This window comes from Flavobacterium sp. LM4 (assembly GCF_002017935.1).
GTDB classification, from domain to species: domain Bacteria; phylum Bacteroidota; class Bacteroidia; order Flavobacteriales; family Flavobacteriaceae; genus Flavobacterium; species Flavobacterium chungangense.
In genome coordinates, this window is sequence record NZ_MUFW01000001.1 from 198748 (window position 1) to 215023 (window position 16276).

General features: G+C 34.5%; 14 protein-coding genes. 5 read left to right on the forward strand and 9 right to left on the reverse strand.

Annotated elements, in window-relative coordinates:
• Positions 1-65: 65 nt before the first annotated feature.
• The 8 genes from BXU10_RS00765 to BXU10_RS00800 all read right to left on the reverse strand — a co-directional run bounded on the left by BXU10_RS00765 (position 66) and on the right by BXU10_RS00800 (position 9302).
• Positions 66-1262 carry an IS256 family transposase gene (locus BXU10_RS00765; protein WP_078225708.1) on the reverse strand — a complete coding sequence of 399 codons (1197 nt, stop codon included), beginning with the start codon at positions 1260-1262 and terminating at the stop codon, positions 66-68.
• Positions 1263-1367: 105 nt separating this feature from the next.
• Positions 1368-1853: a 5-(carboxyamino)imidazole ribonucleotide mutase gene (purE, locus tag BXU10_RS00770; protein WP_078225709.1), complete on the reverse strand. Its 486-nt coding sequence runs from the start codon at positions 1851-1853 to the stop codon at positions 1368-1370.
• 98 nt (positions 1854-1951) lie between these two features.
• Positions 1952-2548 (reverse strand): HNH endonuclease domain-containing protein, encoded by a 597-nt coding sequence (locus BXU10_RS00775; protein ID WP_078225710.1) that lies wholly within the window; start codon positions 2546-2548, stop codon positions 1952-1954.
• A 1-nt stretch (position 2549) separates the two neighbouring features.
• The gene (locus BXU10_RS00780; protein WP_078225711.1) at positions 2550-3851 is read right to left on the reverse strand and encodes an AAA family ATPase; all 1302 of its coding nucleotides are present in this window, start codon (positions 3849-3851) and stop codon (positions 2550-2552) included.
• Between the two features lie 78 nt (positions 3852-3929).
• Positions 3930-5078 (reverse strand): 5-(carboxyamino)imidazole ribonucleotide synthase, encoded by a 1149-nt coding sequence (locus BXU10_RS00785; RefSeq protein WP_078225712.1) that lies wholly within the window; start codon positions 5076-5078, stop codon positions 3930-3932.
• A 54-nt stretch (positions 5079-5132) separates the two neighbouring features.
• A complete protein-coding gene (locus BXU10_RS00790; RefSeq protein ID WP_078225713.1) occupies positions 5133-5684 on the reverse strand; it encodes a hypothetical protein in 552 nt (183 codons plus the stop codon).
• Between the two features lie 24 nt (positions 5685-5708).
• Positions 5709-7805, reverse strand: coding sequence for a TonB-dependent receptor (locus tag BXU10_RS00795; protein WP_078225714.1), 2097 nt, complete (start codon positions 7803-7805; stop codon positions 5709-5711).
• A gap of 219 nt (positions 7806-8024) precedes the next feature.
• The gene (locus tag BXU10_RS00800) at positions 8025-9302 is read right to left on the reverse strand and encodes a sorbosone dehydrogenase family protein (protein WP_078225715.1); all 1278 of its coding nucleotides are present in this window, start codon (positions 9300-9302) and stop codon (positions 8025-8027) included.
• Between the two features lie 185 nt (positions 9303-9487).
• Between BXU10_RS00800 and hpt the strand changes: the two genes are divergently transcribed.
• The 5 genes from hpt (at position 9488) to BXU10_RS00825 (ending at position 15625) form a co-directional block, all read left to right on the forward strand.
• Positions 9488-10018 (forward strand): hypoxanthine phosphoribosyltransferase, encoded by a 531-nt coding sequence (hpt, locus tag BXU10_RS00805; protein ID WP_078225716.1) that lies wholly within the window; start codon positions 9488-9490, stop codon positions 10016-10018.
• Positions 10019-10149: 131 nt separating this feature from the next.
• Positions 10150-10722 carry an adenylate kinase gene (locus tag BXU10_RS00810; protein ID WP_078225717.1) on the forward strand — a complete coding sequence of 191 codons (573 nt, stop codon included), beginning with the start codon at positions 10150-10152 and terminating at the stop codon, positions 10720-10722.
• Between the two features lie 200 nt (positions 10723-10922).
• Positions 10923-12197: a hemolysin family protein gene (locus tag BXU10_RS00815; RefSeq protein WP_078225718.1), complete on the forward strand. Its 1275-nt coding sequence runs from the start codon at positions 10923-10925 to the stop codon at positions 12195-12197.
• Between the two features lie 105 nt (positions 12198-12302).
• Positions 12303-13304: a GTPase ObgE gene (obgE, locus tag BXU10_RS00820; protein WP_078225719.1), complete on the forward strand. Its 1002-nt coding sequence runs from the start codon at positions 12303-12305 to the stop codon at positions 13302-13304.
• Positions 13305-13480: 176 nt separating this feature from the next.
• Positions 13481-15625, forward strand: coding sequence for a S46 family peptidase (locus BXU10_RS00825; protein ID WP_078225720.1), 2145 nt, complete (start codon positions 13481-13483; stop codon positions 15623-15625).
• 59 nt (positions 15626-15684) lie between these two features.
• Here the strand turns inward: BXU10_RS00825 and BXU10_RS00830 are convergent, their stop codons facing one another.
• A complete protein-coding gene (locus tag BXU10_RS00830) occupies positions 15685-16275 on the reverse strand; it encodes a Uma2 family endonuclease (protein WP_078225721.1) in 591 nt (196 codons plus the stop codon).
• Between the last annotated feature and the right edge of the window lies 1 nt (position 16276).

Genomic DNA, 16276 nt, shown 5'->3' on the forward strand with positions numbered 1-16276 from the left:
TACTTATAGGTGACACTGTCCTAAAAAGTGTGTAAGTTTAAAAATAACGGGGTTTGGCTTTTTAATTAAAGTTGAACCCTTTTTTCAAATATAGTTAAGAACTGATTAAGTATTAATCCCCAATTATGGATTGGCATTGTCCATTTTTTAGTAGCTTCTCTTAAAGCCAAATATACCGATTTTAAAACAGCTTCGTCCGTGGGGAAAGACAATTTATTTTTAGTGTATTTTCTAATCTTTCCATTAAGATTTTCAATCAAATTTGTTGTGTAAATGATTTTTCTAATTTCTAACGGAAAGTCAAAAAAGATAGTGAGTTCTTCCCAGTTTTCCTGCCAAGATTTGACGGCATAAGGATATTTCTGATTCCACTTAGATGCAAAATCTTCAAGAGCAGCTTTAGCTGAATCTTTTGTTGGAGCATCATAAATTTGCTTCATATCTTTGGAAAATTCTTTTTTATCTTTCCAGACTACATAACGAGCTGAGTTGCGTATTTGATGTACTACACAGATTTGAGTTTGTGATTCTGGAAATACATTTTTGATAGTTTGAGTAAAGCCATTTAAGTTGTCAGTAGCTGTAATTAATATATCTTCAACACCTCTGGCTTTTAAATCTGTTAAAACTCCTAACCAAAAACTGGCACTTTCATTCTTACCCAGCCACATTCCTAAAACTTCTTTCTTGCCTTCTCTGTTCAGACCAACAGCCAGATAAATAGTTTTGTTAATCACTTTTGAGTTCTCTCGAACTTTAAAGACAATTCCATCCATCCAAACTATTAAATAAACAGCATCTAAAGGACGATTTTGCCAGGCTATAATATCATTAGAAACCGATTCAGTGATTCTTGAAATAGTAGATGTAGAAACATCAAAATTATAAACTTCTTTAATCTGTTCTTCAATATCACTAACGCTCATCCCTTTGGCATAAAGAGAAACAATTACATTCTCTAAACCATCAATCATACTATGACGTTTTGGAACGATAAGAGGATTAAATGAAGCTTCCCTATCTCTGGGAATTTGAATCTGAGACTCACCAAATGAAGTTTTTATTTTCTTATTGGAAAAACCATTTCGAGAATTGGATGAACTAGATTTTTCATGTTTGTCATAACCTAAATGAGAATCTAATTCACCATTAAGAATGGCTTCTAATCCTCTTTTTTGAAGTTCTGCAAGAAAACCATTTAGGTCTTCACCTGTTTTGAATTGTTTTAAAAATTCAGCGGATAATAAATCTTCTTTTTTCATAAGACTGTGTAAAATTTAAAATTAAACAAAAAAATAATGAGGTATTAAACCCCATTATTTTTTACTTACACAGTTAGTGAGACACTACCTTATAGGTATAATTTTTTATTTTTTCAATCCTTCAGCAGCTTTATTAACCGCTGCTTTCAATTCTTCTTTGTATGAAATAATCGTATCCAATACTTTTTTATCGTGACTTCCAATAATTTGTGCAGCCAAAATTCCGGCATTTTTTGCCCCGTTTAAAGCAACAGTGGCAACCGGAACGCCACCCGGCATTTGCAGAATCGATAAAACTGAATCCCATCCATCAATAGAATTGCTTGATTTTACAGGAACTCCAATTACAGGAAGCGGCGACATCGAAGCTACCATTCCAGGTAAATGCGCTGCACCTCCTGCTCCTGCAATAATAACCGAAATCCCACGTTCGTGAGCGTTTTTACTGAAATCGAATAATTTCTCCGGCGTTCTGTGTGCCGAAACAATATCTACTTCAACTTCAATATTAAATTGTTTTAATATGTCGATTGCATCCTGCATGACTGGCATGTCGGAGATGCTTCCCATTATGATGGCTACTTTGCTCATTTGTTTTTATTTTGTTGTGTTTTGTTTGCTTCGCCAATTCGGCTAAAGCCTCGTCAGGTTTAAAGTTTCAAGTTGTTGGAAACTGAAAACTATTTGTTTTACTCTATTTCTGGAATCATGTTCCAAATGTCAATTTTAAATTCTTGATCAATTGCTCTTAGATATGATATTTGTTTGATATCATCCTCAATTAATATTTTAAAAAACTCTTTTGGAGAAACTCCATATATAGAAAGTTCTTTGGCTTTTCTTTGAATATACTTTTTTCTTTCGTCTGCTAAAATGATATCATCAAGCTTTAATAATTTAATCAAGTTAGTAGCTTCCTCATCATCTATTTCAGCAACTCGATAATCTCCACTATCATAAACTATTCTTTGATCGAAATCATTTGCAGTTGGATGTAAAACAGGTTGATAATCTTCCCATTTAGATGATTTCTCCTTATTCCATTGGTGTTTGACTAAAAACCAATTTGAATATGAATCTTTAGGAGTTCCTTTTAAAGTTGGATCAAAATGTTCGATATCTCTTGCATCAGCTCTTCCTAAATATTCTTCAGTATAAATGCAAAAACCTTTTTGCTCTTTATATAAGATTTTCGAAATTTTTAAATTATTATTTGAATTGCCTTCGATATAACCCAAATTACTTTTTTTAACTTCGGAATCGTCATTTTTAGTAACTCTTCTCATATTAGAAATTATAAGTATCGCCAAGTTTGACAGTTTCTAATAGTAATTCTTTTTTTCTTTTAGGGTCAGTTTCGTTTGCTACTTCCTGTTTTAGAGCAATATATTTTTGATAAGCTTCTTCACCATGTTTGTTGTAATAATTAACTCCAAAATCATTTTTAAGCATATCATTGGGATCGTCTCCAATTGGTGAACTTCCTCTTCTCACTGCCACTTTTCCTTCTTCATCAAAATATAAAATAAATCTTTCGTCTGGTTCAAAAGATGCTGCAATAAAAGGAGAATGAGTAGCAATAATAAATTGGGCTTCTGGAGCAAGATTTTGGTAATGATCCATCAAATCCATTTGCATATCTGGATATAAGGATCGTTCAGGTTCGTCAATTAAGATTATGGAGTTATTAGTATTTAGTTCATACAATGGGAGCGATGTTAGTAAAAGCTGTTTGGTTCCTGTACTTAAGTCGCTTATTTGGATTACTTCATCTTTTCGAATATTCTTAATTGGAATAGAAAAACGTGTGTCTATTTTATCTATTTCTAGCCCAATTTTACTTAAAAGAGGATTGAATTTTTCCGCAAACTCTAATAATTTTTTTGGATTTTGTTTTTCCCAAATTTTATATTCTTTCTCTAGTCTTTTCGTGTCTGAAAGCAATCCTAGATGAATTAGTTCAGACATTTTTTGAGTGAAATTCTTAAGATAAATTATATAGTCATTGAGTATATTTAACCAAATTTTTTCATCAATTACACTATCAAAAATATAACGATTTTCTTGAGGGAATATAGTGTTGAGAGAAATTGTATTTAGCGAGTCTAGATACTCCTTGTTTTTTTCGTACAAATCATTCGGGTGAGTACTTATTAATTTTAAATTTCCTTCTGATAAAATATTTGCTTTAAAATAATATAAAGGTTCATTTTCTTCTAAAGGAATAAGTTTACTAACCATTCCACCACCAGATCCTTTATATGAATAAATGTGATTATCAATGACGACAGTATCATATTCTATTTTAATACTTTTTTTATTGTTTAAATTGAACTCTAAAATTCCATCAAGTTTTTTTATATTAAAACGAGATCCGCTAAATGAATTATTAATCAATTCACAATTAAAAGTATAATTGATGTAATCATAAATCAACTCCAACAGTCCCGTCTTCCCAGTAGCACTTTGCCCAATAAAACATATTTTATCCAAAGGTTCGCCTTTGCGCTCACCACTTTGATAAGTAAAATCAAAATCCAGATTTTCTAAATGTCTAAACTGATCGATATGTAATTTTGAAATTTTCATGAATTGAATTTTTACAAAGCTAATTAAAAAATCATAGCTAAATTGGCAACACGACTAAGGACTAATCACTAATAAGGACTAGTTACTAATCACTCTAATAGTATTCTTAACTTCCTCTGCAATTCGTCTCGCTTCCTGCATATCTTCATTTACAATCGTAACATGACCCATTTTTCTAAAAGGACGCGTTTGTTTTTTACCGTAAATATGTGGCGTAACGCCATTCCATCCTAAAATGGTTTCGATGTTTTCATAAATAACGTTTCCAGAAAAACCTTCGGCTCCTACCAAATTGACCATGATTCCGGCCACTTTACTGTCTGTATTTCCTAACGGAAGATCTAAAATAGCACGTAAATGATTTTCGAATTGAGAAGTATAACTGGCTTCAATAGAATAATGACCTGAATTGTGCGGACGGGGAGCAACTTCGTTTACTAAGATTTCATCGTCCTGAGTCTGGAACATTTCAACAGCCAGAAGACCAACGTGATTAAAATTCTCCGAAACTTGTAAAGCAATTGCTCTGGCTTTTTCGGCAACTTTTTCGTCGATTCTTGCCGGGCAGATTACATATTCTACTTGGTTTGCTTCCGGATGAAATTCCATTTCAACAACCGGATACGTTTTTATTTCTCCTGATGGATTTCTGCAAACAATGACCGCCAATTCATTTTTGAACGGAATCATCGTTTCTGCAATACATTCTACATTTGGCAAACTTTCCAAATCAGAAACTTGTCGAATCACTTTCACACCATTTCCGTCATAACCAAATTCGGTGCATTTCCACACGAAAGGCAATTTTAAATCATTGATTTTAGATTTTAGATGGTCTAAATTTTCAAATCGTTCAAAAGGTGCGGTTGGAATAGTATTATCTGCGTAAAATTGTTTTTGAGTTCCTTTATTCTGAATTCCTTTTAAAGTTTTTGGAGAAGGATACACTTTTACCCCTTCATTTTCTAATTGTGTTAAAGCTTCAAGGTTAACCAATTCAATTTCGAAAGTCAAGACATCAACTTGTTTTCCAAAATTGTAAACCGTTTCATAATCCATCAAATCGCCCTGAAAGAATTTATTACAGGCAATTTTACTTGGAGCTTCGTCGCTCGGATCTAAAACGTATGTTTGTATGTCAAATTTTCGCGTGTCAAACAACAGCATTTTGCCTAGCTGACCACCGCCTAATATTCCTAATTTAAAATCAGAAGAAAAATAATTCATTGTTGTGTGTTTGTGATGCGCAAAGATACTTTATAATGATTGAATAGGAAAATGCTATTTTATTTTCTTCAAAACTTCACGTGCAACCGCTTTATACGCAGCAGAATGATCGCCATAATCTTTATCCAGAATAATTTTTAGTTCAGGATGAATCCAGTCATAATGGTTTCCTAAAACATACAAAGTTCTTATCGAATACGCTTTTGTGGCAACCTTAACATCATTTATCAGCCAGTCAAAAGACGCTTCGATACAATCCTGAAGATTCTCTTCGGAAAGTAAAATGCTGTTTTTATCTTTATTGTAATGTGATTTTATTAAAAGCTGAACGACTTTTGCAATGGGACGAATCGAACTTTCATCTTTCAAAATTTTTAAATTCGAACAGAAAAAATCCAAATGTGGCTGAAGCCAAATCAATTCTTCATAAGATACAAATTCTAAAATCCAGCAGGCTTTATGATTGTTTTTATCAGATGGCGAAAAGCAAATTGAAATTAATTCATCAAATAAAGACGGATTTTCTAAAATATCTTGTGCAGCAATGAGCCGATTTTCACGGTAAGCATTTACGTAATCCAGTTTGATTTGCAATTCAGATGGCATCTTTAATTATTTAATTACAGGAAACTAAAATAAATAATTTAATGAAACAGATCCGTAATAATTTACAGGAAGTCCCGGGTAATAATATCTTGGAGATGAAGTCCCGACAGGAAGTGCATTTGGTAATATTAAAGAAGCATATTTTTCGTTGGTCACATTATTAACTCCAAAAGCTAAATTAGAACTTAGATTATGAAGAATTTCAAAACGATAACCTGTTTTTAAGTTTACAATATTATAAGAATCTGAAAAAGCTGTATTCGAATCGTTCATCGGAATCTCATCTACAAATTGATAATCGGCATTTAAATAAATTCCAAAATGTGTATTTAAAACCAGTCCCGCATTGACTTTGTTTGCAGGAACTCCGGTTAATTTGTTTCCGGAATAATCATTTCCACTATCAACGAATTCCTGAAATTCATATTTTCCGATTGATGTTCCAACATAAGAATTCAGATTGAAAATCCGATTAATTTGCCAATTGTGTTTCAACGTAATTTCAATTCCTTCATGCAATGTTTTTCCCGCGTTTACACCTTCATATTGATCATCGCCAATTCTTTTGGCAACCAATAAATCTTTAATTTCCATTCGGTACAAAACAATTTCTGTATAAAGATTTTTGTTGAAGAAATAGAATTTCCCGCCCAATTCAAAATTATAGCCGTTTTCAGGTTTAATATCCGGATTGATGGTTCCATTGCTCGTCAAAGTTTCTTCGGTTGCTGGTAATGAAAATCCACGACTTGCTGAAAAATAGATGGTTTGTTGTTGATTTGGTTTGAATAATAAAGAAAGCTGTGGGGAAAAAATGCCGTCATAACTGTATTTTTCAGTTGAAGTTTTTTGCGGAAGAAGGTTCGTCAGTTCAAAATGCGTTTTATTATAATTTAAGCCAAATTGAAGCTCGAATTTTTCAGAAAGCAACGATCTGATTTGCGAAAAAATATTATAAAAATGTCTTTTCTGATCGCTTTCCGTCAATTGATTTCCCTGTAAACTGCCTTTTCCGTTATTTTGTTTGTATAGATTTTCAAAGGTATTTCCGTTGTAATTGTCTGTAAAATATTCCATTCCCAAAATGAATTGATTCTTCAATTTTCCAATTTCGAAATTTCCTGAAAATTGCGTTCTCGCGCCCGTCGCAAAAGTATATTGTCGCAAAACATCAAAAGGTCGCGGTTCGTTGCTGTCTTTATAATTGATAAAAACAGAAGTTGAGTTACTCAGGTTGTCATTAATTTTAAAATCATAAGCCAGTCCTGCCAGAGTCGATTTATATTCTTTAAATCCTTTTGAAGCCACCCAGGTTGCTGCGCCCAATTGCGGATTTGAATCGTAAACTTCTTTACTAATCGAACTCGGAATAAAACCTTTTAAATAAGTGTAATTAGTGAAGTATGTCAGTTTGCTGTTCTGTCTTCTGAATAATTCTCCCGCGAGCGTAATCCCTTCTCGTTTATAAGAACTGTTTTCGCGCCAGCCATCTGATTTCAAATTGTGATAACTTAAATTCAGACTTGAATTTTTGGCATCTAAACTATAATTCAAAGTATTTTTCAATAATCCAAAAGAACCGAAAACAGAACTTATTCCGACAGTTTGCCCTTTTGTTTTAGAAAGTTGAGGAGAAATCAAAATCGCTCCACCCAAACCTGCACCGTAAATACTTGAAAGCGGTCCTTTGATAATTTCAATCTGGTTGAGGTTTTCCAGATCAATATCATCAATAACGGTTTCGCTGTTTCCCGAAGTCAACGGAATACTGCCATAAAAAGCCCTTATTTTATTAGTTCCATAGGGCGTTCGCGCGCCAATACCCCGAATCGAAATTCGGGTAGTCGTAAAATTGGACGATTGCATAAAAACACCCGGAATCGTATTCACAACAGTCGTAATGTCTGTGGCGTTATTTTGAGTCAGTTCTTTTCTGGATAAAATTCCAATCGAAGCCGGCGCATTTTGCAAGCTGTCATTAATATGAAAGGAACTGATAATAACTTCTTCGAGTTTTTCTGTTTTCACAGAATCAATAGATTTGCTTTTTTCTTCCTGTGCAAAAGTGTTTTGGAAGACAATTATGGCGAGAAGAAAAAAGCAATATTTTTTTAAAAGCATAAAAGGGTTTTAATTTTTGAACTTAATTTTTAAACACATAGAGACATAGTTTTGGATTGTCTATAAAGGCGTTTCACTTGCTAAAAGACACATAGCTATGTGTTTTAAAACTAGTGAAATGCCTTTTTAAGTTCCCGTAATACGATGTTTCTATGTGTTTAAAAATTAGCGTAAAGTTTGGAATTTAGAATTTATCCCGATAGTTATGAGATTGGAATTTTACTTGTTAGCAGTTACTTTCCAAATCGTATTCCCGCTATCATCATTTACTAAAAGCGATCCGTCATTCATAACCGTAACCGCTACCGGACGACCATAAACTTCCGCTTTGTCTGTATCTGAAATAAATCCGGTTAAAAAATCTTCCGGTTTTCCGGATGGTTTTCCGTCTTTAAAAGGAACAAACAGCACTTTATAGCCGGAAATTACAGAACGATTCCAGGAACCGTGCTGTCCTACGAAAGCTCCGTTTTTATATTTTGCCGGAAAAGCATTTTTTGTATAAAAAGCCAATCCCAAAGAGGCAGTATGTGCACCAACCGGAACATCAGGAACAATTGCTTTTTCGACTAAGTCTTTTCGCTCGCCTTTTAATCTTGGATCAGGAATATTTCCAAAATAAGAATACGGCCATCCATAAAAACCGCCTCTTTTTATGCTTGTAATATAATCCGGAACCAGGTCATCGCCCAGCTCATCGCGCTCATTAACTGCGGTCCAGAGTTCTTTTTTATTGGCTGGATTCCAGTCCATTCCCATTGGGTTTCTAAGGCCTTCAGCATAAATTTTCTCATCGGTTCCGTCAGGATTGATTTCTAAAATCGCAGCGCGTCGAATTTCTTTATCCATTCCATTTTCTCCAACATTGCTTCCTGAACCCACGCCAATATAAATTTTTGTTCCTTCAGGGTTCGCAAGCAGGCTTCGGGTCCAGTGATTGTTGTATCCACCCGCCGGAAGTTCAACAATTTTGACTCCCTTGGTTTCTAATTTCAATGGAGCGTTTTTATAAGGATAGCGGTAAAGTCCGTCCGTATTGGCAATATAAAAAAAGTCTTTCAGGATAAGCATTCCCAAAGGCCTGTTGAGGTCTTTCAAAAAGACTTCACGGGTTTCAAAAACGCCGTCTTTGTCTTTGTCACGCAAAATTATAATTTGGTTTTTGCTTGTTCTTGTTCCGCTTTCAACAACAAAAATGTCATTGTTTGGACCGATGTAAGACCAACGCGGATTCTCAAATCCGTCAGCAAATTTTGTAACCGTAAAACCTTCAGGTGCTTTTGGTGTTTTTCCTTCCGGCCAGCCTATAACTTTACTGTTTTTGGATTTAGATTCTGTTGCATAGGGCGGAGGAAGTGTAATATTTCCAATAGCAGTTTTTACAACATTGCCCGGCTGTTTTGCCAGAGCTTCTTTTTCTTCTTTTTTAACCTGGCCATTGCAGGCTGTTATTATAGTTAATAAGGATATGGATAATAATTGTAGGGCAGTTTTCATGGTATTTTAGATTAAATATTTGTCAGACAACAATTTAATGAATTCTGAAATAGTTGCTGGAAACCGTTTGTAAATATTAACTGATATTTAACATTCTCAAAAAAGTACCGTTACTATAAAATTTAGATACTTACAGTTTGGTTGTAATTCTGTATCTTTGTCCATTATTTTAAAGAACAAAAATAATGATACAACTTCACGATAAACAATTTGTTCCGTTTATTTCGGCTAAAGAAATTGATTTCGCTTTATCCAAAATAGTGGCACAGGTAGAAGATGATTTTGGAGATAATACGCCCATTTTTGTTGGTGTTTTGAATGGCGCATTTATGGTTGTCGCTGATTTTCTGAAAAAATATAAAAGTCCCTGCGAAGTTTCATTCATCAAAATGGCGTCGTATGAAGGAACAGAAAGTACAAATTCGGTTAAGGAATTAATCGGAATCAATCAGGATCTTTCAGGAAGAACGGTTGTCATTATCGAAGATATTATCGACACAGGAAACACAATCGAAGAATTAAAACATAAGTTTAAGGAGCAAAATGTAAAGCATTTTAAAATTGCAACTTTGTTCTTTAAGCCGGAAGCTTATAAAAAAGACATCAAAATTGATTATGTCGGAATCAGAATTCCAAACAAATTCATTGTGGGCTATGGTCTTGACTATGATGGTTTAGGAAGAAATTTACCCGAAATCTATAAGCTTGCCGAGTAGATTTAAGCATTTAAAGATTAAAAAATTAAAAAATAACATAACTACATTAACAACACGATTAGAGAATTTCAAATTATTTAAGATTACAAAAATCTTTCAATTTTAAATCTTTTAATCATTAAATTACTTTTATGATTAACATTGTTTTATTTGGAAAGCCGGGAGCAGGAAAAGGAACTCAGGCAGAATTTTTAAAAGAAAAATACAATTTAACACACCTTTCAACAGGAGATATTTTTCGTTTCAATTTAAAAAATGATACTGAACTAGGTAAAAAAGCAAGAGTTTTTATGGACAATGGAGAATTGGTTCCTTGCGAAGTAACAACAGCAATGTTAATTGATGAAGTAAAGAAACACCCTGATACAGCAGGATTTTTGTTCGATGGTTATCCAAGAACAATCAATCAGGCAGAGGCTTTAGATAAATTTTTGCCAACAATTGGGTCTAGTGTGGCAGCAACAATCGCTTTAGAAGCTGATGACGAAATTTTGGTAGCACGTTTGCTTGAAAGAGGAAAAACAAGCGGAAGAGCTGATGATCAGGACGAAGAAAAAATTCGTGTAAGATATCAGGAATACAACGAAAAAACAGCTCCGCTAATTGGATATTATAAAGAGCAAAATAAATTTCATGCCGTAAACGGTATCGGAACAATTGAAGAAATTACAGAAAGATTAACGTCAGTTATAGATAATTTGTAGAAGCTTTTCCAGCTGTACGTTACAAGTCCTCGCTAAAAAAACTATTTTTCCAAACCATAAAACGAGCTTCCGCCGGTCGCTGTTTTCTGGCAGGAAAAATTAGTTTTTTTAGCTCCGGGCTTTTCTCTTCCATCTGGGCTATAACACGATCAGGGTTACAAATTACATTAACGACTATTATATAACGAACAAGCCACAAATTGGAAATACTAATAATATTTTTTCTAATACTACTAAACGGAGTTTTCTCGATGTCAGAAATTGCATTGATTTCGGCTAGAAAAAACAGACTTGAAACTGCTGCAAAAAAAGGAAATAAAAGCGCTAAAACAGCACTCGACTTAGCCAATTCCCCAAACAAATTTTTATCAACCGTACAAATCGGGATCACCTTAATCGGAATTTTGACGGGTATTTATTCAGGGGATAAAATCACAATGGATGTCGAAATCTTTGTTAGCGGATTTGAAGTTTTAAAACCTTACGCGCATTCAGTTGCCGTTGGAATTGTGGTTGTTGTTTTAACTTTTTTCTCATTGGTTTTAGGGGAATTACTGCCAAAACGAATTGGTTTAAATTATCCGGAATCTATTGCCAAAATGGTAGCCATGCCAATGAAAGTGATTTCGATTATCACGGCACCGTTTATTTGGCTGCTTACCTCTTCAACAGATTTTTTATTGAATGTTTTTCAGATAAAACCAACTGCTGACGGAAAAGTTACGGAGGAAGAAATTAAAGCCATCATCAAAGAAGGAACTGAAGTAGGTGAAGTTCAGGAAATTGAGCAGGACATTGTGGAGCGTGTTTTTCACATTGGAGATCGTAAAGTAAGCTCTCTTATGACACACCGTAAGTCAGTAGACATGCTTCCTTTGAAAGAAGATAAAGCTAAAGTTAAAGAGCTTGTTGTTCAGGATTTGCATGCAGTTTATCCGGTTTACAATGACAATTATGATGATATCGTGGGAGTTGTAACCTTAAAAAATATTTTTGCCAATATCGAAAAAGATAATTTTGATCTGGCTACTATAATGACGGATGCACCTTATTTAATGGAACAAACCACTGCTTACAAGGCGCTGGAGAATTTCAAAAAAACAGGCGTTCATTATGCATTAGTTTCAGATGAATATGGCATTTTTCAGGGAATGATTACGCTGAACGATATTCTTGAAGCGCTGGTTGGTGACGCATCTGAATTTTACAAAGACGAATTTCAGCTTATAGAAAGAGAAGACGGTTCATGGCTGGTAGACGGACATTATTCATTACACGATTTCTTAACGTATTTCGAATTAGACGAATTAACAAACGATTACGAAGTAAACACCGTAAGCGGTATGATTATGACTGAGCTATCACATATTCCAAAAGAAGGAGAAAAGCTAATTTGGCAAAAATTTATATTAGAAGTTGTCGATATGGACGGTGTGAAGATTGATAAAGTGCTTGTGAAAGCATTAAAAGAGTAGAGAGAATTTTGTTTCAAGTTTAAAATGTTTCAAGTTTCAGGTTAGCGTACTGCATAACTTGAAACTTGGAACCTGAAACCTGAAACTACAGATAAACAAGAAAAAATGACAGAAGGAAATTTTGTAGATTACGTTAAGATATATGTCTCTTCCGGAAAAGGAGGAAAAGGATCTACGCATTTACATAGGGAGAAATTTATTGAAAAAGGAGGACCGGACGGAGGTGACGGTGGTCGTGGTGGACACGTATATTTAGTGGGAAATAAAGGTCTTTGGACACTATTTCATTTAAAATTTGCCCGTCACATTAAAGCAGGACACGGTGGAGACGGAGGAGGAGACCGTAGTACAGGTGCTGATGGAGATGATAAAATTATAGAAGTGCCGTTGGGAACTGTTGTAAAAGACAAAGAAACCGGAGAAACACTTTTTGAAGTTACTGAACACGGCGAAAAAAGGATTCTGGCAAAAGGAGGAAAAGGAGGTTTAGGAAACTGGCATTTTAGAAGTTCAACAAACCAAACGCCTCGTTACGCGCAGCCGGGTTTACCTGGTTTAGAAATGGACGTAATTCTGGAACTGAAAGTTTTGGCCGATGTTGGATTGGTAGGTTTTCCAAATGCAGGAAAATCAACTTTACTTTCTGTATTGACTTCGGCAAAACCAAAAATTGCCGATTATCCGTTTACGACTTTAAAACCAAACTTAGGAATCGTAGCTTACAGGGATTTTCAGTCTTTTGTAATTGCTGATATTCCGGGAATTATTGAAGGTGCTGCAGAAGGAAAGGGTTTAGGGCATTATTTCCTGCGTCATATTGAGCGTAACTCAACGTTACTGTTTTTAGTTCCTGTAGATACGCCGGATATTAAAGCGGAATATGATATTCTGGTTAATGAATTAACCAAATACAATCCTGAAATGCTGGACAAAGAACGTCTTTTGGTAATCTCAAAATGCGATATGCTGGACGATGAACTGAAAGCAGAATTGAAAGCAGAGCTAGACGTTTCGTTTAAAGATGTTCCGTATATGTTTATTTCATCTGTCGCTCAACAAGGTTTGACAGATTTGAAAGACAAACTTTGGAAGATGCTTAATGAATAATAAAATACTGAAATTTTTCAAAAGGTGTTCTGTACTGCAGGACACCTTTTGTTTTTAATAAAATGTTAAATCCGCAAAAAAGTAATAAAAAGAGACGGTTGAATTTAATTTTCAATGTAAATTGAGTGTTATGATTGTGAAAATGAATTATCTTCGCAAGACTTAAACAAAATAACATGAAAAAAATAATTTTATTCTTGACGATGTGTCTTATGGCTTTTCCCGTAAGAGCTGATGAAGGAATGTGGTTCTTAATGTTTATTGAAAGACTGAACCATAGGGATATGCAGAAAATGGGCTTGCAATTGACAGCCGAAGAAATTTACAGCATTAATCACCACAGTTTAAAAGATGCTATTGTGCAGTTTAACGGAGGATGTACTGCTGAAATCGTTTCTAAAAACGGTTTAGTTTTAACCAATCACCACTGTGGTTACGACGCGATTGCCGAGCTTTCAACTGCAGAGCAAAACTATTTAAAAGATGGTTTCTGGGCAAAAGAAAAAAGTGCCGAGATGAAGCCAAAATCGTTGTACGTTCGTTTCTTCGTGCGTATGGATGATGTTTCAAAAAGAATTTTGTCAAAAGTAAATCCTACAATGACAGAGACCGAAAGAAATAAAATCATTCAGCAGGAAATTGCTTTGATCGAAAAAGAAAACAACGAAGGCGGAAAATACACTGTTTCTGTTCGTCCTTTCTTTCAGGGGAATGAATATTATTATTTCGTTTATCAGGATTATACAGATGTTCGTTTAGTGGGTACGCCTCCTGAAAGTGTTGGTAAATTTGGTGGCGACACAGACAACTGGGAATGGCCTCGTCAGACAGGAGATTTCTCAATGTTCAGAGTGTATGCTGACAAAGATGGTAATCCTGCAGCATATTCTAAAGACAATGTGCCTTTACAGCCAAAACATTATCTTCCGGTAAGTATCAAAGGTGTAAAAGAAAATGATTTTGCCATGATTTTAGGTTATCCGGGAAGAACAAACCGCTGGATGCCGGCCGGAGGAATCGAACAAAATATAAAATATGCTTATCCTGCCTGGGTTGAAGGTGCTAAAACCGGAATGGATCAAATGAAAAAGTATATGGATAAGGATGCAACTGTTCGTTTACAATATGCTTCAAAGTATGCTTCGACTGCCAATTACTGGAAAAACCGTCAGGGTATGATTGACGCCTTGACAAAAGCAGGAACAGTAGACATAAAAGCAGCTCAGGAAGATAAATTCTACGAATGGGCAAGTAAACCAGCTAATAAAGAAAAGTACGAAAATGTTATTCCAACAATTAATGATTATTACAGAGAAACAAATTTAAAAGCGACTCACGATAATTACCTGATTCAGCTTTTGCGTACTTCAGCGTATGCAACCGGACCTGCCAATTTAGGAAATGCATTAATAGCATACTCTAAAGAAAATGACGCTAAAAAAGCAGAAATGCTGCCGAAAATCAACGCGATGGTTGAAGATATCTACGGTGAATTTTATGCTCCGTTAGAAAAAGATGTATTAACGGCACAATTAAATTTATATGCTGCAAAAGGAGCTGAATATGGTTTGGCACCACAAATTGCTAAAATGAAAGCGGCTAATAACGGTGACTTTACTGCTGATATAGCAAAAGCAACTGAAACAAGTTTTTTTACTTCTAAAGAAAAAATTTTAGAATACTTAGCAAGTCCAAAACCGGCGGCTCTTCCACTTGATCCTTTGTATATTATCTCTACTGATTTACTGACAAAATATCGTACTAAAACAGATGATCAGGCAAAAGCTGATGACGGATTTGCTACTGCTTACCGTGTATTAGTTGAAGGTTTAAGAGAATCAAAATTAAATGCAGTAAAATATCCGGATGCAAACTCTACTTTGAGATTAACTTACGGAAAAGTTCGTGCTTTGCCTGCAGATCCTCGTAATGATGCTAAGATCAACAATTATACTACCATGGAGAGTATGGTGAAAAAGTATAAAGCAGGAGATCAGGAATTTGACTTACCGGCTCGTTTGTTAGAGTTGAACAAAGCAAAAGATTACGGACAATATGCTGATAAAGCTGGTTACATGCCAATCAATTTCCTTACGGATAACGATATCACAGGAGGAAACTCTGGTTCACCTGTTCTTAATGGAAAAGGAGAATTAATCGGAATCGCTTTTGACGGAAACATCGAAGCGATGGCTGGAGACGTAATTTTTGACTCTAAATTGCAAAGAACAATCAACGTAGATATACGCTATGTACTTTGGTTAATCGATAAATATGCTGGTGCCCAAAATATTATTGATGAATTGGCGATTGTAAAATAATCTCAATTTAGTATAAAAATTAAATCCGACAGGTTTCAAAACTTGTCGGATTTTTTTATCTAAGCAAATACTTCTTCTAGTACAAAGTCTAATTGAGGGAATAAAGGACTCTTAATTTTATCTTCTTCAATTAAAGGATGTAAACCGATAAACTCATTATCTCTAAGAACGTAAATTAAAAAAGTTTTGTCTTCGGGATTTACAATCCAATATTCTAAAACTCCCGCTTCTTCATACAAATCAAATTTGTATTTTAATTCTTTTTTCGGGTTACCTGGCGAGAGTATTTCTATTACTAAATCAGGAGCGCCAAAAGCACCTCTTTTATCTAATTTATTGTCGTCACAAATCACACACAAGTCAGGTTGAACGACAGTAAAAATTTCGTTGTCACTGGTCGAGTTTTTTTTATCTAACAGGCGAACATCAAATGGAGCATTAAATAAATTACATGGACGATTTTTAAAACTATTCCATAAAATTCCATGTAGATTTCCCGCTATTTTTTGATGAGAAGTACTGGGTGCGGGACTCATTTTTGAAATTTTGCCTTTAAAGATTTCAAGTCTTTCCTGAAATCTCCAGGTCAGATAATCAGCATAAGAATACGTTTTGCTAAAATCTAATTGATTAATATCTGTTATCATAATA